Annotated in this window: 19 protein-coding genes; 10 read left to right on the top strand and 9 right to left on the bottom strand. The window is 67.6% G+C overall.

Features of this window, described 5'->3' with window-relative positions; all coding sequences use genetic code 11:
- Positions 1-31: 31 nt before the first annotated feature.
- The 8 genes from L0962_RS17605 to L0962_RS17570 all read left to right on the top strand — a co-directional run bounded on the left by L0962_RS17605 (position 32) and on the right by L0962_RS17570 (position 7865).
- The gene (locus L0962_RS17605) at positions 32-1261 is read left to right on the top strand and encodes a pyridoxal phosphate-dependent aminotransferase (protein WP_234087858.1); all 1230 of its coding nucleotides are present in this window, start codon (positions 32-34) and stop codon (positions 1259-1261) included.
- Between the two features lie 68 nt (positions 1262-1329).
- A complete protein-coding gene (locus L0962_RS17600) occupies positions 1330-2640 on the top strand; it encodes a homoserine dehydrogenase (RefSeq protein ID WP_234087857.1) in 1311 nt (436 codons plus the stop codon).
- 100 nt (positions 2641-2740) lie between these two features.
- The gene (locus L0962_RS17595) at positions 2741-3301 is read left to right on the top strand and encodes a flavin reductase family protein (protein ID WP_234087856.1); all 561 of its coding nucleotides are present in this window, start codon (positions 2741-2743) and stop codon (positions 3299-3301) included.
- A gap of 13 nt (positions 3302-3314) precedes the next feature.
- Positions 3315-4199: a DMT family transporter gene (locus tag L0962_RS17590; RefSeq protein ID WP_234087855.1), complete on the top strand. Its 885-nt coding sequence runs from the start codon at positions 3315-3317 to the stop codon at positions 4197-4199.
- A 118-nt stretch (positions 4200-4317) separates the two neighbouring features.
- Complete coding sequence (locus L0962_RS17585; protein WP_234087854.1) at positions 4318-4575, top strand: DUF2249 domain-containing protein; 258 nt, start codon at positions 4318-4320, stop codon at positions 4573-4575.
- A 21-nt stretch (positions 4576-4596) separates the two neighbouring features.
- A complete protein-coding gene (locus L0962_RS17580; RefSeq protein ID WP_234087853.1) occupies positions 4597-5715 on the top strand; it encodes a hypothetical protein in 1119 nt (372 codons plus the stop codon).
- Positions 5716-5747: 32 nt separating this feature from the next.
- Entirely contained in the window at positions 5748-7175 is a 1428-nt protein-coding gene (thrC, locus tag L0962_RS17575) for a threonine synthase (protein WP_234087852.1), read from the top strand.
- A 63-nt stretch (positions 7176-7238) separates the two neighbouring features.
- On the top strand, positions 7239-7865 hold the full coding sequence (locus L0962_RS17570; RefSeq protein ID WP_234087851.1) for a cyclopropane-fatty-acyl-phospholipid synthase family protein: 627 nt from the start codon (positions 7239-7241) through the stop codon (positions 7863-7865).
- 4 nt (positions 7866-7869) lie between these two features.
- Here the strand turns inward: L0962_RS17570 and L0962_RS17565 are convergent, their stop codons facing one another.
- The gene (locus tag L0962_RS17565) at positions 7870-9213 is read right to left on the bottom strand and encodes a sensor domain-containing diguanylate cyclase (RefSeq protein WP_234087850.1); all 1344 of its coding nucleotides are present in this window, start codon (positions 9211-9213) and stop codon (positions 7870-7872) included.
- A gap of 109 nt (positions 9214-9322) precedes the next feature.
- The gene (nadC, locus tag L0962_RS17560) at positions 9323-10186 is read right to left on the bottom strand and encodes a carboxylating nicotinate-nucleotide diphosphorylase (RefSeq protein ID WP_234087849.1); all 864 of its coding nucleotides are present in this window, start codon (positions 10184-10186) and stop codon (positions 9323-9325) included.
- A 53-nt stretch (positions 10187-10239) separates the two neighbouring features.
- On the opposite strand from nadC, the gene L0962_RS17555 reads away from it, so the two are divergent.
- Together L0962_RS17555 and L0962_RS17550 are read left to right on the top strand one after the other, a co-directional pair.
- Entirely contained in the window at positions 10240-11745 is a 1506-nt protein-coding gene (locus L0962_RS17555; protein WP_234087848.1) for an FMN-binding glutamate synthase family protein, read from the top strand.
- Between the two features lie 72 nt (positions 11746-11817).
- Positions 11818-12048, top strand: a complete 231-nt coding sequence (locus L0962_RS17550) for a DUF2789 domain-containing protein (RefSeq protein ID WP_234087847.1) — start codon at positions 11818-11820, stop codon at positions 12046-12048.
- Between the two features lie 15 nt (positions 12049-12063).
- Here the strand turns inward: L0962_RS17550 and L0962_RS17545 are convergent, their stop codons facing one another.
- Genes L0962_RS17545 through L0962_RS17515 form a run of 7 tightly spaced genes read right to left on the bottom strand, consistent with a single transcriptional unit; the run spans position 12064 to position 18626 of the window.
- Positions 12064-13560 carry an NAD(P)H-hydrate dehydratase gene (locus tag L0962_RS17545; protein ID WP_234087846.1) on the bottom strand — a complete coding sequence of 499 codons (1497 nt, stop codon included), beginning with the start codon at positions 13558-13560 and terminating at the stop codon, positions 12064-12066.
- A 9-nt stretch (positions 13561-13569) separates the two neighbouring features.
- Positions 13570-14478, bottom strand: coding sequence for a histone deacetylase (locus L0962_RS17540; RefSeq protein ID WP_234087845.1), 909 nt, complete (start codon positions 14476-14478; stop codon positions 13570-13572).
- Between the two features lie 19 nt (positions 14479-14497).
- Positions 14498-15355: a tetratricopeptide repeat protein gene (locus L0962_RS17535; protein ID WP_234087844.1), complete on the bottom strand. Its 858-nt coding sequence runs from the start codon at positions 15353-15355 to the stop codon at positions 14498-14500.
- 1 nt (position 15356) lies between these two features.
- Complete coding sequence (locus tag L0962_RS17530) at positions 15357-16037, bottom strand: hypothetical protein (protein WP_234087843.1); 681 nt, start codon at positions 16035-16037, stop codon at positions 15357-15359.
- Positions 16034-17134 (bottom strand): beta-ketoacyl synthase N-terminal-like domain-containing protein, encoded by a 1101-nt coding sequence (locus L0962_RS17525; protein ID WP_234087842.1) that lies wholly within the window; start codon positions 17132-17134, stop codon positions 16034-16036. Before L0962_RS17525 ends, L0962_RS17530 begins: the two co-directional genes overlap by 4 nt.
- Positions 17131-17403, bottom strand: a complete 273-nt coding sequence (locus L0962_RS17520; protein ID WP_234087841.1) for an acyl carrier protein — start codon at positions 17401-17403, stop codon at positions 17131-17133. Before L0962_RS17520 ends, L0962_RS17525 begins: the two co-directional genes overlap by 4 nt.
- Positions 17400-18626 carry an ABC transporter permease gene (locus tag L0962_RS17515; protein WP_234087840.1) on the bottom strand — a complete coding sequence of 409 codons (1227 nt, stop codon included), beginning with the start codon at positions 18624-18626 and terminating at the stop codon, positions 17400-17402. The genes L0962_RS17520 and L0962_RS17515 overlap by 4 nt, the downstream gene beginning before the upstream one ends.
- Positions 18627-18632: the final 6 nt, after the last annotated feature.

The raw sequence follows: 18632 nt of genomic DNA, 5'->3' as shown, positions 1-18632 counted from the left end.
GATTCGCCGTAGACACGGACCATTTCACACCATGAAGCCGATCAAGAAATCCGCCAAGCTCGCCAACGTTCTTTACGATGTGCGCGGTCCCATCGTGGACGCCGCCAAGCAGATGGAGGACGAAGGGCAGAAGATCATCAAGCTGAACATCGGCAACATGGCCCCGTTCGGCTTCGATGCGCCCGAAGAGATCCAGCAGGACATGATCCGCAATCTCCCCGCGTCGGCCGGTTATTCGGACAGCAAGGGCATCTTCGCCGCGCGCAAGGCGGTGATGCATTACACCCAGCAACTGGGCATCGAAGGCGTCACGCTCGACGACATCTACCTCGGCAACGGCGCCAGCGAACTGATCGTGATGGCGACCAATGCGCTGCTCAACGAGGGCGACGAACTGCTCGTGCCGACGCCGGATTATCCGCTGTGGACGGCGGCCACCTCGCTGTCCGGCGGCTCGCCGGTGCATTACCGCTGCGACGAGGACAACGGCTGGCTGCCCGACCTCGACGACATCCGCGCCAAGATCACCTCGCGTACACGCGGCATCGTCGTCATCAATCCGAACAATCCGACCGGCGTCCTCTATCCCGAATCGCTGCTCCAGGGGATCATCGCCATCGCCCGCGAGCACAGCCTGGTGCTGCTGGTCGACGAGGTGTACGACAAGGTGCTCTACGACGGCGTCAAATTCACCTCGATGGCCAGCCTGAGCACCGACGTGCTGACGCTGACCTTCAATTCGCTGTCCAAGGCCTATCGTTCCTGCGGTTATCGTGCCGGCTGGATGGTGCTGTCCGGGCCGAAGGCCGACGCCGCCGATTACATCGAAGGCCTGAACATGCTCGCCAACCTCAAGCTCGGCTCCAACGTGCCGGGCCAGTGGGCGATCCAGACCGCGCTCGGCGGCTACCAGAGCATCAACGACCTGGTCCGTCCGGGCGGCCGTCTGTGCCGCCAGCGCGATCTGGCCTACGAACTGATCACGGCGATTCCCGGCGTCACCTGCGTCAAGCCGCAGGCCGCGCTGTACATGTTCCCGCGGCTCGATCCGGCCATGTACCCGATTGCCGACGACCGCCAGTTCTTCATGGAAGTGCTGCGCGCAACAAGGGTGATGCTGGTGCAGGGCTCGGGTTTCAACTACCCGGACAACCAGCATTTCCGCATCGTCTTCCTGCCCCACGAGGACGATCTGCGCGAGGCGATTTCCCGCCTGGCCGGATTCCTCGCTCTGTATCGTCAGCGGCACGGTACCGCCTGAGCCCTTTTCCCAATCGCCGTTCGCGTTTCTCCGGCAAGCGCACGGCCCTTTTCATGAGCATGAATCTGATGAAACCCATCAATGTTGGCCTTATCGGCATCGGCACCGTCGGCGGTGGCACCTGGACCGTTTTGCAGCGTAACGCGGAAGAAATTACCCGCCGCGCCGGCCGGCCGATTCAGATCGTCGCCGTGGCCGACAAGAACGTCGAACTGGCCAAGCAGGTCACGGGCGGCGCCGCGCGCGTCACCGATGACGCCTTCGCGCTGGTGAACGACCCGGAAATCGACGTCATCGTCGAACTGATCGGTGGCTACGGCGTGGCCAAGGAAGTGGTCATGCAGTCCATCGCCAACGGCAAGCATGTGGTTACCGCCAACAAGGCGCTGCTCGCCGTGCACGGCACCGAGATTTTCGCGGCGGCGCAGGCCAAGGGCGTCATGGTCGCCTTCGAAGCGGCCGTGGCCGGCGGCATCCCGATCATCAAGGCGTTGCGCGAAGGCCTGTCGGCCAACCGCATCGAGTGGGCCGCCGGCATCATCAACGGCACCACCAACTTCATCCTCTCCGAGATGCGCGACAAGGGCCTGCCCTTCGCCGACGTCCTCGCCGAAGCCCAGCGCCTGGGTTACGCCGAGGCCGATCCGACCTTCGACATCGAAGGCGTGGATGCCGCGCACAAGGCGACGCTGATCTCCGCCATCGCCTTCGGCATCCCGGTGCAGTTCGACAAGGCCTACGTCGAAGGCATCACCAAGCTGGAAGCCTCCGACATCAAGTACGCTGAACAGCTCGGCTACCGCATCAAGCTGCTGGGTATCGCCAAGCGTCGTGACGACGGCGTCGAACTGCGCGTGCATCCGACACTGATCCCGGCCAAGCGCCTGATCGCCAACGTCGAGGGCGCCATGAATGCCGTGCTGGTCAAGGGCGACGCCGTGGGCGCGACGATGTACTACGGCAAGGGCGCCGGCGCCGAGCCGACCGCGTCGGCCGTCATCGCCGATCTGGTCGATGTTGCTCGCCTGGCCACCGCCGATGCCGCGCACCGCGTGCCGCACCTGGCTTTCCAGCCGAACGCCATGTCCGACCTGCCGATCCTGCCGATGAGCGAGATCGAGACCGGCTACTACCTGCGCCTGCGCGTCGAGGACAAGCCGGGCGTGCTGGCCGACATCACGCGCATCCTGGCCGACCAGGGCATCTCCATCGATGCCATGCTGCAACGCGAGCCGGGCGAGGGCGAGGGCGAGACGGACATCATCATCCTGACCCACGTCTGCAAGGAAAGCGCCGCCGACGCCGCGATTGCCAAGATCGAAGGGCTGGCCGCGCAAAAGGGCAAGGTCAAGCGCATCCGTCTGGAAGAGCTGCAATAACACACGGCTGCGGTCGACGGGATTTTTCGCGGAAAATGCCGGTCGACCGCAAGCCGGATTCGCGGGGGCTTCGGCCCCCGTTTTGCATGCAAGGAAACCCATGAACCGCCAGCCCGTCCTGCTCGACAAGGCTTACCTGCTGATGAATCACGGCCCGGTGACGCTGGTTTCCAGCGCGCACGGCGAGCGACGCAACGTGATGGCGGCATCGTGGACCATGCCGGTCGATTTCTCGCCGCCGAAAGTCGCCGTGGTGATCGACGCCACGTCGTTCACCCGCCAACTGGTCGATGCCAGCGGCGCCTTCGTGCTGAATATTCCGTGCCGACGTATCGCCGCCCAGGTGCTGGCGGTCGGCTCGGTCAGCGGGCGCGACGGCGACAAGTTCGCCGCTTGCGACGTGGCGGTCATCGCCGAACCGGCCGCGCCGGCGCCGCTGATCGCCGGCTGTGCCGCCTGGCTGGCCTGCCGTGTCATCGACGAGCCGGACAATCATGCCCGGCACGACCTGTTTGTCGCCGAAGTGACCGCCGCCTGGGCCGACGCCGATATTTTCTCGAACGGCCGCTGGCATTTCCCGGACGACGCCTCGCGCACCGTCCATTACCTGGCCGGTGGCAATTTCCTCGCCTCCGGCGAGGCTTTTGCGGTCGACGCCTGAGTTGACCGCAAAAATGCCGGAGCACGCCGCCACGCCAGCCGACAACCGCCAGGGCAGGGCGATTCTCTACCTGCTCGGGGCCGTGTTGCTGTTTGCCTTGCTGGACTGCTCGGTCAAGCTGCTGTCGCGCGAGATTCCGGTGCCGCTGCTGGTCTGGGGACGCTACACCACGCATTTGCTGGTCATGCTGCTGGTCCTCGGGCCACGGCTCGGACGCGGCCTGGTCCGCGCCGGACAATTGCCGCTGCAGGTGCTGCGCGGCCTGATGCTGCTCGGCTGCACCGGCTTCGGCTTCCTGGCGCTGTCGAAAATGCCGGTGGCCGAGACGACGGCGGTGTTTTTCACGTCGCCGCTGCTGGTCGCGCTGCTGGCCGGGCCGTGGCTCGGCGAACGCCTGTCGCTGGGCCGCTGGCTGGCGGCACTGGCCGGTTTTGCCGGCATTCTGGCCATCGCCCGGCCAGGCAGCGCCATGTCGATGGCCGGCATCGAACTGGCGCTGAGCGGTGCCGTCTGCTACGCGCTCTACCAGTTGCTGACCCGGCAACTGGCAGCGCACACGCCGCCGCTGACGCTGTTGTTCTACACCGCGCTGCTCGGCACCCTCGGCGCCACGGCCGGATTGCCGTGGTTCTGGCCGGAACACTGGCTGACGCCGCTGCAATGGCTGGCGGTCGGCCTGCTCGGCCTGTTCGGCGGCTGCGGGCATTTCCTGCTGATCCATGCGTTCCGCAACGCGCCGGCATCGCTGCTGTCGCCTTTCCTGTACGTCCAGCTGTTGTGGGCGACGCTGCTCGGCGGTCTGGTGTTCGACCACTGGCCGGACGGCTGGTCGCTGGCCGGCATGGCGGTGATCATCGGCAGCGGGCTGTGGCTGGGCGTCGACAGTCGGCGGCGGTGATTGCCGGAAACCCCGCGGATCGCGGGGCCATGGCGATGCAGATCAAGGTTTTTCCGGGCGAAACCGCCGATGATCCGCCTGCCGTCCGTTCCGGCGGCTTTTCGACAAGGAAGACAAGATGCACGCATGTGACCAGCCGACCCCCGAAGCCCTCTATCCCTTCGACGCCCGCGGCGTCGCCAAGCGCTTTCGCCACGCGGCGATCTTCGGAGCGCTCGATTCGCTGATGCCGGGCGAGACGATGCGCTTCTGCAACGACCACGATCCGCTGCCGCTGCTGGCACAACTCGGCCAGCGTTACGGCGAGCGCCTGGGCATCGTCTATCGTCAGCGCGAACCGGGCGCCATCGTGATCGATTTCTCGGTCGTCGGCTGAGGCGGAAAGCGGCCCGGATCGATGCTGCCGGTCGTCGCCATCACGCTCGCCGCCTTGCTGGCGACGCTGGGCTGCAGCGTGGCCGGCGTCGGCACGCCGGCGGCGGTGGCGCATATCGCGCTGGCCATCGGCATCCTGCCGCTGATCATGGCCGCAATGATCCATTTCGTACCGGTCCTGACGCGCAGCGGCGAAGCGCCGGCCGTCATCCGCCGCCTGCCGCTGATCGCCCAGGCGGCCGGCGGGCTGCTGGTCGTCACGCTGTTCGGCAGCCTGCCGTATGCGACCGTCGCGCTGGCTGCTGCGGTCGACGGGCTGGTGGCGGCATTTTTGTTCGGCTGGATCGTCGACCGCGCCCGTCGCGCGCTCGGTCCGGCGCATCCCGGCTGGCGCTGGTACGCGGCGGCGCTGGCCCTGTTGCTGCTGGCGCTGGCCGCTGCCGCCGGCATGGCGCTCGACGGCGCGCGCTGGCCGCTGTGGCGGCTGATCCATCTGCATCTGAACCTGCTCGGGCTGATCGGCCTGGCAGCGCTCGGCACCCTGCCGCTGCTGTTGCCGACGGCCCTCAACCGGCCCGATCCGGGCGTTGCGTTGTGGTTGCGCCGGGCCTGGTGGCCGGCGCTGGCGGCAGTAGTGCTGATCGCCTTCGGCAGCGCTGCTGCGCCCTGGCTGGCGGCCGCCAGCGGAGGGCTGCTGGCGCTGTTCGTCGCCACCTTGCCGTATCGCTGGTTGCGGCAGTACGGCCGGGCCTGTCTGGCCGACGGTGCGGCATTGAAGCTGCTGCTCGCCAGTTTCGGATTGCTGTTCTGTCTGCTGCTTGCACCGCTGCATGCGGACGGGCAGGGCGGCCGACGCCTGCTGGCGGTGTGGGCGATGTTGTTCCTGCTGCCGCTGGTCAGCGGTGCGCTGAGTCAGCTGCTGCCGGTGTGGCGCTGGCCGGGAGCGGGCTTGCCGGTACGCGATAAGCTGCGCGCCTCGCTGAAGAGCGGTGCGCGCGTTCGGGCGGCGCTTTTCGTCGGCGGCGGCGGCCTGATGCTCGCCGGTTTCGACGCCGCCGGCCTGGCGTGTACGGCACTGGCGCTGCTCGACTTTGTGCTGCGCATCGCGAAGGGCATGCGCTTGCCGCGGTCGACACGGTAAAATCGCGGTTTTTCGCTTTCCGGTCTTTCGCCATGCGCTACATCTCGACCCGCGGCCAGTCCGCGCCCCAGGCTTTCTGCGACATTCTCCTCGGCGGCCTGGCCCCGGACGGCGGCCTCTATCTGCCGGAAACCTATCCGCAGGTCACGCGTGCCGAACTCGACGCCTGGCGCAAGCTCTCCTACGCCGACCTGGCCTATGAAATCCTGTCGAAGTTCATCACCGACATTCCGCCCGCCGATCTGAAGGCGCTGGTCGCCAAGACCTACACCGCCGACGTCTACCGCTTCACGCGCAACGGTGGCAAGGCGGCCGAGATCACGCCGCTGACCAAGCTCGAAGATGGCCTTTACACGCAGGAACTGTCGAACGGCCCGACGCTGGCCTTCAAGGACATGGCCATGCAGTTGCTCGGCAACCTGTTCGAATACGTCCTCGACAAGCGCGGCGAATCGATCAACATCCTCGGCGCCACCTCCGGCGACACCGGCTCGGCGGCTGAGTACGCCATGCGCGGCAAGCACAACGTCAAGGTCTTCATGCTGTCGCCGGACGGCAAGATGAGCGCCTTCCAGCGCGCCCAGATGTATTCGCTGACCGACGCCAACATCTTCAACATCGCCGTGCGCGGCATGTTCGACGACGCGCAGGACATCGTGAAGGCCGTCTCCAACGACGCCGCCTTCAAGAAGCAGTACAAGATCGGCGCCGTCAATTCGATCAACTGGGCGCGTGTCGCGGCGCAGATCGTTTATTACTTCCAGGGCTATTTCCTGGCCACCAAGTCGAACGACGAGCAGGTCGCTTTCTGCGTGCCCTCGGGCAACTTCGGCAACATCTGCGCCGGCCACATCGCCCGCCAGATGGGCCTGCCCATCGCCAAGCTGGTGCTGGCGACCAACGAGAACGACGTGCTCGACGAATTCTTCAAGACCGGCGTCTACCGTCCGCGCAGCTCGAAGGAAACCAACGTCACGTCCAGCCCGTCGATGGACATCTCCAAGGCCTCGAACTTCGAGCGCTTCGTGTTCGATCTGGTCGGCCGCGATCCGGCCGTCGTCGCCGAACTGTGGGCCAAGGTAGACAAGGGCGAGGCTTTCGACCTGTCGGCTACGGTCCACTGGCAAAACATGCCGAAATTCGCCTTCGTTTCCGGCCGCAGCACGCACGCCGACCGCCTGGCAACGATCCTCCTGGCGCAGCAGAAATACGGCGTGATGCTCGACACGCACACCGCCGACGGCCTCAAGGTGGCGTTGGAAAACCGCACGCCGGGCCAGACCATGATCGTGCTGGAGACCGCCCAGCCGGCCAAGTTCGAGGAAACCATCCGCGAGGCGCTGAACACCGAGCCGGTGCGCCCGGCCGAGCTGCAGGGCATCGAGAAGCTCGAACAGCACGTCGTGGTGATGGATCCGGACGTCGCGGCGATCAAGCAGTTCGTTGTCGAGCGGGTATGATATAAGCCGATGCTTATTCAAAGGGCAGCCGAGGCTGCCCTTTTTCATTGGAGAATCCTGCACATGAGCACTTCGGACCACGAAGCCTTCTGGTCGGCGCGTTATCGCGATGCCGGCGACGATTACCTGTTCGGTACCGCGCCCAACCAGTTCCTGGCGGCGCAGGAAAGCAGCTTCGGCGCCGGCATGACGGTGCTGTCGGTGGCTGACGGCGAGGGGCGCAATTCGGTGCGGCTGGCCGAGCAGGGCTGTACGGTGACGGCCACCGAAATCTCCGCCGTGGCGCTACAGAAAGCCGCCCGGCTGGCGCATGGCCGGCATGTCGCGGTCGACTTCGTGCAGGCCGACATTCTCGACTGGCAATGGCCGGTCGAGGCTTTCGACGCGGCGGTCGCCATCTTCATCCAGTTCGTCGGCCCGGATGACCGGGATAGGCTGTTCCGAAAGCTGCAGGCCGCCGTTCGGCCGGGTGGCCGGATCTTCCTTCAGGGCTATACGCCGAAACAGCTTGAATTGCGCACCGGCGGGCCTGCTGCGGTCGACAACCTGTATACGGCAGAAATGCTGCGTACGGCCTTTGCCGGCTGGCAGATCGAGCACCTGCGCGAACACGAGGACAGCATTGCCGAAGGGCGCGCCCACGTCGGCCGCTCGGCGCTGATCGACCTGATCGCAAGGAAACCGGCCTGAGGCGTCAGGCGGACGGCATCACCCGGTTGCGGCCGGCGGCCTTGGCGGCGTAGAGCTGGCGGTCGGCTTCGCCGTAGATCGCATCGAGCGTCTCGCCGTTGGCCGGGAATTCGGCAACCCCCAGGCTGAGCGTGACCCGGATCGACACATCGCCGTAAATCAGCGCCTCGTTGCCGACATGCTCGCAGATGCGCCGGGCGGTCACGATCGCATCCTGGCGCTGCGTACCGGGCAGCAGCACCGCGAACTCCTCGCCGCCCAGCCGACCCAGCAGGTCGGAACCGCGCAGCATGCCGTCGATCTGGCGGGCGACGAAGCCGAGTACCGCGTCGCCGGCCTGGTGCCCCCAGGTATCGTTGACGCGCTTGAAATGGTCCAAGTCGATGACGATCAGCGATACTGCCGTGGCATTTCGCCGGCAACGCGCCAGTTCGCTGGCGGCGCGTTCGAGGAAGTGCCGGCGGTTGGCGGTCGAGGTCAGGACGTCGGTGGTGGCCAGCAGCGTCAACTGTTCGTTGGCGCTCTCCAGCTGGCGCATGATCACTTCCTGGCTATAGACGGTGCTGAACGAACGCGTCGTCTGGTAGGCGCGCAACACCCCATAGCTGAGCAGCAGGAAGCCGGCGGCGCTGATTGCGTGGGCCAGCCACCACTGGTGATTCCAGGCACTGGACAGGATGAACGACAGCGAAGACTGGGCGAACATCGCCAGCGACAGCGCATAGATCGCAAACAGCGGCAGGCCGGCGCTGCGCCGCCACATCAGGAACAGGCCGCCGACGGCCAGGCCGAAGGCGCTCCATTCCAGCCCTTGCCTGAGCGCGAGCGCCTGCGCAGCGGGTGAAACGGCGAACCCGCCAAGTACCAGGTCGAGGACGAGAAAGGCCGCCAGCCAGCCCAGCCAGAAGCGGCGGCTGCGCCGTTCGGCCGGCGCATGCGCCGCTTCGCCAAAACTCAGAATGCCGATCAGCAGGAAGGCATTCATGACGATGCGCGACACCGGTCCGTAGATCAGGAACAGGATCGGGTGATGCGCGGCATGACTGGTAAACAGCCCGTGCGGCGCATAAATCACCGAAAAGCCGAGAAAGGCCAGCGTCAGCCAGCGCAGCAGCGGCTCGCCGGATGCCTGGTAACAACGCCAGGTGACGACGGTGATGAACAGGCTGGTGACGATCGCGACGGCAATCGCCAATTCGTGAAAGGCCAGGCTCGCGTAGTGCTGATCGGGATCCTGGAAAAACAGCAGGTAACCGATCCCCACCGACGGCGACAATGCGAACGCCACGCGCAGCAATTGCACATAGGCGTGGGTGAGGCGATCGAATCCTTCCGTGAAAAGATGCATGCAAGCTCAGTCGGGGCTGGTGTGGCGGGCCGGGCTGTTGCACCCGTTGGCGAGCGCATCTTCCGGCAAAAAAACCGCTCGCACAATGCGGGTATTCGCGCAGTCCGGCTCAGCCGACGAAACGCATCGACAGATCGAGCGCCTTGACGTCCTTGGTCAGCGCGCCGACCGAGATGCGGTCGACACCGGTTTCGGCGATATTCCGGATCGTTTCCAGGCTGACGTTGCCGGAGGCTTCGAGGATCGCCCGGCCGGCGTTCAGTGCCACCGCGTCGCGCAGCAGTGCCGGCGTGAAGTTGTCGAGCAGGATCATCGTTGCACCGGCATCGAGCGCCTGATGCAGTTCGTCGAGGTTTTCGACTTCGACCTGGATGAACTTGCAGCGGCCGACCGCCGTGGCAGCCACTTGTTGCGCCGCCGCGAAAGCCTGGGGAATGCCGCCGGCGGCATGGATGTGGTTTTCCTTGATCAGGATCGCGTCCCACAGCGCCAGGCGGTGATTGCCGCCGCCACCGGCCCGTACCGCATATTTCTGCGCGACGCGCAGGCCGGGCAGGGTCTTGCGGGTATCGACCACCTGCGCCCGCGTGCCGGCGATGGTATCGGCGTAGCGGCGCGCCTTGCTGGCCACGGCCGACAGCAGTTGCAGGAAATTCAGCGCGCTGCGCTCGGCAGTCAGCAATGCCCGGCCGTTGCCGTCGATGGTGCACAGCAACTGGTCGGCGACGATGCGTTCGCCGTCCGCCGCCTGCCAGGTCACCGTCGCCGCCGGATCGAGACGGCGCACGCATTCATCGAACCAGGCCGTGCCGCACAGCACGCCGGCTTCGCGCGAGATGACGGTGGCACGGACGCGACGATCGCCGGGCACCAGCGCGGCGGTCAGGTCGCCGGGGCCGACATCCTCGGCCAGCGCGGCATCGACGTTACGGGTGATTTCTTCGGCGAGCGGGTAATCGAACGAGATGGACATATCGGCTTCTGGTCGGCATGCTAGGCGCCGAATTGTACCGTCTGGAGGAAGGGATGTCCGAGCTGCTCGGGGTTTTTCACGTCAGTCTGGGGGTGCTGGTCGTGCTGGTGCTCGGCCTCTGGCTGATCTACTGGTACCTGCGCGACATCACGCAGAAGCGGCACAGCGTGCTGCGCAACTTCCCGATCGTCGGCCACCTGCGCTTCTTCTTCGAACATCTCGGCGAGTACTTCCGGCAATACTTCTTCCTTGGCGACCGCGAGGAAATGCCCTTCAACCGGGCGACCCGCGGCTGGGTCTACCGGCTGGCCAAGAACGAGGGCGGCATGCTCGGTTTCGGGTCAACCTACGACATCACCCAGCCCGGCGCGCTGCTCTTCGTCAACGCCGCTTTTCCGGTTCTCGAAGGCGATCACCAGCCGACGCCGCCGATCGTCATCGGCGAAGGCTGGTGCGCCCAGCCGTTCGCCGCGAAATCGCTGATCAACATCAGCGGCATGAGCTTCGGCGCGATCTCGCGACCGGCGGTCCAGGCCCTGTCGCGCGGCGCAGCGCTGGCCGGCTGCTACATGGATACCGGCGAAGGCGGACTGTCGCCCTATCACCTGGAAGGCGGCTGCGACGTGATCTTTCAGATCGGCACCGCCAAGTACGGCGTGCGCGATGCGCAGGGCCGGCTGTCCGACGAGCGCTTGCGCGAACTGGCCGCGCACGAAACGGTGCGCGCCTTCGAGATCAAGCTGTCGCAGGGCGCCAAGCCGGGCAAGGGCGGGGTGTTGCCGGCGGCCAAGATCACCGGGGAAATCGCCCGGATTCGCGGTATTCCGATGGGCCAGGACTCGCTGTCGCCGAACCGCCATCCGGAAACCGGCAACATGGACGAGTTGCTCGACATGGTCGTGCACGTGCGCCAGGTGACCGGCAAGCCGGTCGGCATCAAGACAGCCATCGGCGGCTGGCAGTTCATGCGCGAACTGGTCGATGCGGTGTGGCGGCGCGGCCTCGACTGCGCACCGGATTTCCTGACCATTGACGGCGGCGAAGGCGGTTCCGGCGCGGCGCCGCAAGCGCTGGCCGACCACATGGCGCTGTCGATCAACGAAGCCCTGCCGCGCGTCATCGACGCGCTGATCGAGGGCGGACTGCGCGAGCGGATCAAGGTGATCGCCTCCGGCAAGCTGCTGACGCCGGCTCGGGTCGCCTGGGCGCTGGCCTGCGGCGCCGATCTGGTCAATTCGGCGCGCGGCTACATGTTCGCGCTGGGCTGCATCCAGGCCTTGCGCTGCCACCAGAACACCTGTCCGACCGGCATCACGACGCACGATCCCAAGCTGCAGCGCGGCCTGGTCGTCGAGGACAAGGCCGAGCGGGTGGCGCACTACACGCGCAACATGAACAAGGAAGTGGACATGATCGCGCATGCCTGCGGCGTCGCCCATGCCCGCGACCTGCGCCGCGAACACGTGCGCATCGTCCAGCCCAACGGCCAGAGCCAGGCGCTGAACATGCTCTATCCGTATCCGGAGACCGCGCCCGGCATCGTGGCCGGCAAAACCTGAAAAGCGGGAACCAGACGGCGCCGGCCTTGCCCAACGGCAAGGCACCGCTTCCCACCATGAAAGGAGCTTTCCATGGAAAACCCGCTGCACGGACTGCCGCAACTCTTCGCCCAGCTCGGTCTGCCGTCCGATCCCCGCGCCATCGATGAATTCATCGCCGCCCACCGGCCGCTGGCCAACGGCGAGCCGCTCTACCGGGCGGCCTTCTGGAGCCCGGCCCAGCGCGAATTCCTGAAACAGGAAATCATCGAGGATGCCGACTGGGCGGCCGTCGTCGAGGAACTCAACGCCCGCCTGCATTGATCCGCAGCGGGCGTTTCAGCGCGCGCCGGCGATCCAGGCGTTGAACAGCGTCCGTGCCGCCTCGGCGATTTCGCCGGCGGTCAGGCCGATCGGACCGCTACCGCCGGCAACCCGGCGGTCGGCCGCCGCGCCGTGCAGATGCACCGCACAGTCCAGCGCCGCCTCGGCCGGCCAGCCTTGCGCCAGCAAGGCGCCGGCCAGGCCACTCAGCACGTCGCCCATGCCGGCCGTCGCCATGCCGGGATTGCCGGTGGTGTTGATCGCCCAGCGCCCGTCGGCCTGCGCGATCACCGTGCCGCAGCCCTTGAGTGCGACGCTGCAGGCGTAACGCCTGGCCAGTTCGCTGGCGGCGGAAATCCGGTCGCGCTGGACGTCGACCGTGGATACGCCGAGCAAACGGGCGGCTTCCGCCGGATGCGGGGTAAGCAGCGCTGGCGCGACGCGATTGACCAAATTGCCTTCCAGGCGGCTGTCGACCGCAAGAATGTTCAGCGCGTCGGCATCGAGCACCAGCGGCAGCGGTGCCTTCAGCGCCTTGTCGACGAACAGGTCGGCGTCGCCGCTGCGGCCGAGGCCGGGACCGCAGACCAGCGCCTGCAGGTCGGCCTGGAACAACTGGTCGGCGCGGCGGATCATCAGTTCCGGCTGCAGCGGGTCGAGCGTCGGCGCATCCGGGTCGAGCAGGCCCAGATAAACGCGGCCGGCCCCCAGCTTCAACGCCGCACGGGCGGCGAGCAAGGCGGCGCCGGCCATGCCGCGGCCGCCACCGAGCACGCCGACGCTGCCGAAGCTTCCCTTGTGCGAGTTGCGCCGGCGCGGCTTCAGCCAGTCGGCGAAAGCGGCCGGCGTGATGATCCGGCCATCGGCCGGCAGGCGGTCGTCGGGTGCCACATCCAGCGTGGCGACATGGATCTCGCCGGCGTGATCCGGGCCGTCTGCGGTCAACAGCCCCGGTTTGCCGGAAATGAAACTGATCGTGTGGCTGGCGACGATGCACGGCGTCAGCGCGACGCCGGTGTCGGCGTCGAGGCCGGACGGATTGTCGAGCGCCAGCAGCGGGCAGGCGTCGCGCCCGACCAGCCGGTTGGCGGCGACGATCCAGTCGGCGTGACGGCCAGCCGGCGCGTGCTTGAGGCCAATGCCGAACAGGCCGTCGACGATCAGCGCCCAGCGCGGGATATCGGGGATGTCGTTGAGCAGCGTGCCGCCGGCGGCCAGGAAACGGGCGCAGGCCTGCGCGGCATCGGCCGGCAGGCGGTCCGGCTCGCCGCCGAAAACCACGCGCACGTCGAAAAAGCGCTCGCGCAGCAGGCGGGCGAGTACCAGTGCGTCGCCGCCGTTGTTGCCGGGACCGGCGAGCACCAGCAGCGGATCGTTGCGTTCGCCGCACAGGCGGACGGCCAGTTCGGCGGCGGCCAGGCCGGCGCGTTCCATCAGCGGCTCGCCGGCATGGCGGGCTTCCAGCCGGCGCAGTGTGGCGCTTTGGCAAAGGGCGGTGACGGGCGGGTTCATCGCGGCATTCTAGTCCCGCCACAGGGCGCGGGCCAGCCGCAGCGTGTTGGCGTGGATGGCCACCGTGTCGTCGATGTTGCGCGCGTAACCGCCGGCCATCGCGATGGCGACCGGCAGCCGCCGCTGGCGGCAGCGGGCGAAGACCCGGCGGTCGCGCTCGCGCAGGCCGTCGATGCTCAGCGCCAGCCGGCCGAGGCGATCGTCGACGTAGGGATCGGCGCCGGCCAGATAGATCACCAGATCGGGCCGGGCCAGGTCGAAAGCGGTGTCCAGGCCGTGATCGAGCTGCAGCAGGTAGGCATCGTCGCCGCAGCGGTCGGGCAGTTCGATGTCGAGGTCGCTGCGTTCCTTGGCGAAGGGATAGTTGCGCGCACCGTGAATCGAGAAGGTGAAGCAGTGTTCGTCGTCGCGCAGGATGGCGGCGGTACCGTTGCCCTGATGCACGTCGCAATCGACGATCAGCACGCGTCCGGCACGGCCTTCGGCCAGCATCGCGCGAGCGGCGACGGCGGCGTCGTTGAACACGCAGAAGCCTTCGCCGTGGTCGGCAAAGGCATGATGGGTGCCGCCGGCCAGGTTGGCGGCGACGCCGTCGCCCGCGGCCAGTGCGGCACGACAGGCGGCCAGCGTGGCGCCGGCCGAACGGCGCGAGCGCTCGACCATCTGTGCGGTCCACGGAAAACCAATGGCTTTTTGCGCGCTTTCGTCGAGTTGACCGCAGCAGACGCGAGCGATGTAGTCGGGATCGTGGGCAAGCGCCAGTTCGGCATCGCTGGCCGCGTCGGGCAGCCGGAAGTCATCCGGGATGAAATCGCCGCCGGCGAGCAGGACTTCGCGCAGCCGGGCGTACTTTTCCATCGGAAAACGATGGCCCGACGGCAGCGGCAGGACGAAGACGTCGGTATAGAACAGCTGCACGGCCGACGTCGGCGGACGATCAGTTGAGCGCGGCGGACAGCTTGCGGCGGAATTCGCGGACCAGGTCGTCGTACGGTTCGCCGGACAGCGCCTCGAAGAACTGCAGCAGCGCCTTGCGGCCGGCTCCTTCGTCGAAGAAGCGGTCGCGGCGGACGACTTCCAGCGCCGCGTCGAGCGCTTCGCGGAAACGGCTTTGCGCGGCGTAGGCGCGGGCCAGTTCGAGGCGCGTCGCGTGATCGTCGGGATCGGCAGCCAGCTTCGCTTCCAGCGGTGCCGTGTCGGCGGCGCCCTGGGCCAGCGCCAGACGGGCGCGCAACGCGTTGGCACGCTCGGCTTCCTGGGTGTATTCGCCGGCCAGCAATTGCTGCGCTTCGTCGTTGTTGCCGAGCTGGATCAGCACGTCGATGGCGTCGAGGCGCAGCGCTTCGTTTTCCGGCGCTTCGCGGGTGGCGGCGACGAGTACGGCCAGCGCATCTTCGAGACGGCCTTCGGCAATCAGCGCGGCGGCATCGGCGCGCGGATCGGCTTCGGCCTGACCGGCCGGCAGCGCGATGCGGTCGAGGAAGGCGCGCACCTGGCCTTCGGGCAGCGCACCGTTGAATTCGTCGACCAGCTGGCCCTGGTACACGACCTTGATCGAGGGAATGCTGCGCACGCCGAAATGGCCGGCCAGTTCGGGGTTTTCGTCGGAATTCACCTTGGCCAGCAGGAAGCGGCCTTTGTATTCCTCGGCGAGCTTTTCCAGCATCGGCTTCAGGGTCTGGCAGGGGCCGCACCACGGTGCCCAGAAATCGACGACCACCGGCGTCTGCAGCGAAGCCTGCAAAACCTGGGCTTCAAAATCCTGGAGGGATACGTCGAAGGCGAACTGGGACATGTCAATTTCCAATGCGGGTTGGGCAACGGACGAATTCTAACGTCCGCGGCGCGGGTTGGGCGGTGGCCAGCGTCAGCCGGCCTTGGGTCGAAGTTGCCAGCCGGGCCGGCAGGTCCGGCGTATCCGGCAGGCCGGGCGTGGCGGCCGGCGGCTGTTCCTGCAGATGGAGACGCCAGGCGGGATTTTCAAGCGGCTCGGCCGACAGCAGCAGCCAGTGGGCGATCAGCCGGTCGTCCCAGGCGTCGAGATGGGCGCACAGGACCTGCCGGCTTTTGCCGCCCGTCAGGCGGTCGACCGCAAGGCCGAGCAGCAGCGACCAGTCGGCCGCATCGCAGCGGTCGAGCGGGCAATGCAGGCTGTGCGTCAGGCCGGGCAGCAACGGCTGCAGCTGGGCGGCGGCTATCGCCGGCTGGGCGGCGAGGAAGTCGAAGGGCATCGGTTCGCCGGCGCCGTCCATTTCGTCGAGCAGGGTCAGCGTTTCGCCGCGCGGGCCGCTGGTCGATTGCCAGAGCAGGGCGGTCGGCCAGTCGCGCCGTTCCGCCGGGATCAACCGCCAGGCGCCGCAGGCGGCCAGCTGGGCGAACCGCGAGGCGCGGCGCAGCGGCTTGCCGAGCAGCGCACGAACCTCGTCGCCGAGCGCGGCCGGCGCCAGTGTCTGGTGAAAGAGAGCGAGATCGATCATGCGCTGCGCTCGATGATCATGGCCGCCAGTCCGCCGCCGAAGCCGATGCCGTTGAGCAGAACGCGGCGGACCGGGCGGTTGCTGCGGTCGACGGCCGGTTGCAGCGAAATTTCCGGATCGGGCGTGACGAAGCCGGCGGTCGGCGGCACGAAACCGGCATCCAGGCAGGCCAGCAGGGCCACCGTTTCGACGACGCCGCTGGCGCCCAGCGCATGGCCGAGACTGCCCTTCAGCGAGCACAGCGGCGGCATGGCATTGCCGAACACGGTACGCAATGCGTTGGCCTCGGCCGGATCGTTGGTCGGCGAACCGGCGGCGTGCAGCTTGACGAGATCGATGTCGGCCGGCGGCAGAGCGGCTTCGGCAAGGCAGGCGGCGAGCAGGGCGGCGATACGGCTGCCGTCGGGCGTCGGGCCGGTCGGCGAAAAGGCGTCGAGCGCGCTGTCGACCGCAGCCAGCCGCCAGCCGGCCGGCCGGGCGCTCAGCTGCAGCGCGGCCACCGCCTCGCCGAGCACCAGCCCGTCGCGGTCGCGGTCGAAAGGCCGGCAGGCGGTCGGCGACAGCAGCCCCATCCCGGCGAAGCCGGCCGCGGTGCTGCGGTTGTACAGTTCGCAGCCGAGCACCAGCGCGTCGTCGATGCTGCCGTCGGCGATCTGCGCGGCGGCCGCCTGGATCGCCTGCTGGCCGGAGATGCAGGCGTTGGAAAAACTGTGGCGTACGCCATCCAGCCCCAGCCTGCCGGCAACCCGGCCGACGAAGGAGGCGCAGGCCGGCGGCAGATCGCGCGGCGCCGGCTGCGCCTCGAAATGACCGATCTGGAACGACGACGAGGCGAAGAACAGCGGCACGTCGCCCGGCAGCGCACCGAGCGGCGCGACGGCACGACGGCAGGCGGCTTCGGCGCGCCGCAGCCAGTCGTCGGCATCCTGCGGCAGTGGGCCGGGCAACGCGGCGTAAGGAAAACGGCGTTCGCCGAGCGACAGTGCGCTAGCGGCCAGCCGCCCCGAGGAGTTGGCCAGTGCTTCGGCCACGGTAGCCGGCGTGCTGCCGGCCGTGCAGCACAGGCCGCCGCCGGCCAGGTAGACCGCGCGCGTCATGCCGGCCGGCTGGCGAGAAAAGCGGCCAGATGCTCGGCCAGGCTGCCGACCGAAGTCATGATCCGGCGCGTTTCCTTGCTGTCCGGCAGGCGCAGGCCGTAGACCTTCTTGATCGCCATCGAGACCTGCAGCGCATCGAGCGAATCGAGCTGCAGCGGCGCTTCCGGGCCGAACAGGAAATCGTCGTCGGCGATGCTTTCGGGCGCCACGTCCTTGTCGCAGGATTCGACGATCAGGCGTTTGAGGGCAAGACGGAGTTCGGCGCTCATGCGGATTTCCGGGAAACGAGGACGGCGAGGAGCAGGGTGCCGCCGGCAAAGGCAAACAGCAGGCCGAGCTGGCCGGCGATCTCGGCGATGCCGCCGTGGCGCAGCACCACCGTGTGCAGGCCGTCGAGGCCCCAGGCCATCGGCGACAGCGCGGCCAGCTGCTGCATCGCCGCCGGCATCATGAACTTGGGCACCATGACACCGCCGATGGCACCCATCAGGATGTTGCCGACGCCGCCGACGACGGTTGCCTGCTGCGGCGTGCGGGTCAGCGTGGCGACCAGCAGCGCCCAGCCGATTGCCGCCAGGCTGACCGCCGCACACAGCAGCCAGGCCAGCGCCAGCGCGCCGCCGTCGGGAATGTGCAGCGCCTCGCCGCCGAACAGCGGCACGACGTAACGGCCGATCAGCACCATCAGCACCGCCTGCAACTGGTTGACGACGAAGAAGGGCAGCAGCTTGCCGAGCAGCACCAGGCCGAACGGCAGGCCGAGCGCGCGCAGCCGCTGCAGCGTGCCCTGCTGGCGCTCGACGATGAAGATCGAGGCAATCGGAATGACCACGAAGAACATCGCGAAAACCAGCCAGGCCGGCACGTTCTGCTGCACCGACGACGGCGGACGGACGTTGCGTTCGTTCTGCACGGCGACGCTGACGATGTCGTCCGGCCAGGCGCGTTCGACCGGCTGGCCGGCGGTCGGCAGGCCGAACAGCTGGCCGGCGCGCTGGCTCAGTTCGTCGGCACGCAGCGTGCCGAGCACCGCCGAGACCTGGGTGCGGAAGGCCAGTTGCAGCGCCGGGTTGAGCACCGGATCGACCAGCAGCTGCAGCGGCGCGGTCGGCTTGCCGTCGATGCCGCCGGGGGCCAGCAGGCGCTCGCCGAAGCCGGCCGGGACGACCAGCGCCAGCGCCTGGCGGCCGGCGCGTACCTGTTGCCGGGCAAGCTCGGCATCGCGCTCGGTGGCGATGCGGCGGAAGGAGCCGGCCTTGTCGAGCCGGGCGACCAGCGCGCGCGACGCCGGGCTGTCATCGAGATCGACCACCGCATAGGCGACGTCGATCGCCGCGCCGGGCATGAAGGCATCGTGCAGCGCCATGGTCATCACGACGATGAAGATCGCCGGCATCAGGAACAGCGCGATCAAGCCGTGACGATCGCGCAGCAGCGCCAGCGTTTCCTTTTGCCACAGGGCGGTCAGGCGGACGAGATGAACACGCTGCATGGTCGG

This window comes from Azonexus sp. R2A61, from assembly GCF_021401135.1.
In the GTDB taxonomy this organism is placed as follows: Bacteria; Pseudomonadota; Gammaproteobacteria; order Burkholderiales; family Rhodocyclaceae; genus Azonexus.
The sequence above is the reverse complement of the archived record's forward strand: the minus strand, read 5'-3'. Positions and strand labels throughout refer to the sequence as shown.

Bases quoted from the DNA above. Each gene is read 5' to 3' on its own strand.
- L0962_RS17605 (WP_234087858.1), top strand. From the start codon at position 32: ATGAAGCCGATCAAGAAATCCGCCAAGCTCGCCAACGTTCTTTACGAT.
- L0962_RS17600 (WP_234087857.1), top strand. From the start codon at position 1,330: ATGAAACCCATCAATGTTGGCCTTATCGGCATCGGCACCGTCGGCGGT.
- L0962_RS17595 (WP_234087856.1), top strand. From the start codon at position 2,741: ATGAACCGCCAGCCCGTCCTGCTCGACAAGGCTTACCTGCTGATGAAT.
- L0962_RS17590 (WP_234087855.1), top strand. From the start codon at position 3,315: ATGCCGGAGCACGCCGCCACGCCAGCCGACAACCGCCAGGGCAGGGCG.
- L0962_RS17585 (WP_234087854.1), top strand. From the start codon at position 4,318: ATGCACGCATGTGACCAGCCGACCCCCGAAGCCCTCTATCCCTTCGAC.
- L0962_RS17580 (WP_234087853.1), top strand. From the start codon at position 4,597: ATGCTGCCGGTCGTCGCCATCACGCTCGCCGCCTTGCTGGCGACGCTG.
- thrC (WP_234087852.1), top strand. From the start codon at position 5,748: ATGCGCTACATCTCGACCCGCGGCCAGTCCGCGCCCCAGGCTTTCTGC.
- L0962_RS17570 (WP_234087851.1), top strand. From the start codon at position 7,239: ATGAGCACTTCGGACCACGAAGCCTTCTGGTCGGCGCGTTATCGCGAT.
- L0962_RS17565 (WP_234087850.1), bottom strand. From the start codon at position 9,213: ATGCATCTTTTCACGGAAGGATTCGATCGCCTCACCCACGCCTATGTG.
- nadC (WP_234087849.1), bottom strand. From the start codon at position 10,186: ATGTCCATCTCGTTCGATTACCCGCTCGCCGAAGAAATCACCCGTAAC.
- L0962_RS17555 (WP_234087848.1), top strand. From the start codon at position 10,240: ATGTCCGAGCTGCTCGGGGTTTTTCACGTCAGTCTGGGGGTGCTGGTC.
- L0962_RS17550 (WP_234087847.1), top strand. From the start codon at position 11,818: ATGGAAAACCCGCTGCACGGACTGCCGCAACTCTTCGCCCAGCTCGGT.
- L0962_RS17545 (WP_234087846.1), bottom strand. From the start codon at position 13,560: ATGAACCCGCCCGTCACCGCCCTTTGCCAAAGCGCCACACTGCGCCGG.
- L0962_RS17535 (WP_234087844.1), bottom strand. From the start codon at position 15,355: ATGTCCCAGTTCGCCTTCGACGTATCCCTCCAGGATTTTGAAGCCCAG.
- L0962_RS17530 (WP_234087843.1), bottom strand. From the start codon at position 16,037: ATGATCGATCTCGCTCTCTTTCACCAGACACTGGCGCCGGCCGCGCTC.
- L0962_RS17525 (WP_234087842.1), bottom strand. From the start codon at position 17,134: ATGACGCGCGCGGTCTACCTGGCCGGCGGCGGCCTGTGCTGCACGGCC.
- L0962_RS17520 (WP_234087841.1), bottom strand. From the start codon at position 17,403: ATGAGCGCCGAACTCCGTCTTGCCCTCAAACGCCTGATCGTCGAATCC.
- L0962_RS17515 (WP_234087840.1), bottom strand. From the start codon at position 18,626: ATGCAGCGTGTTCATCTCGTCCGCCTGACCGCCCTGTGGCAAAAGGAA.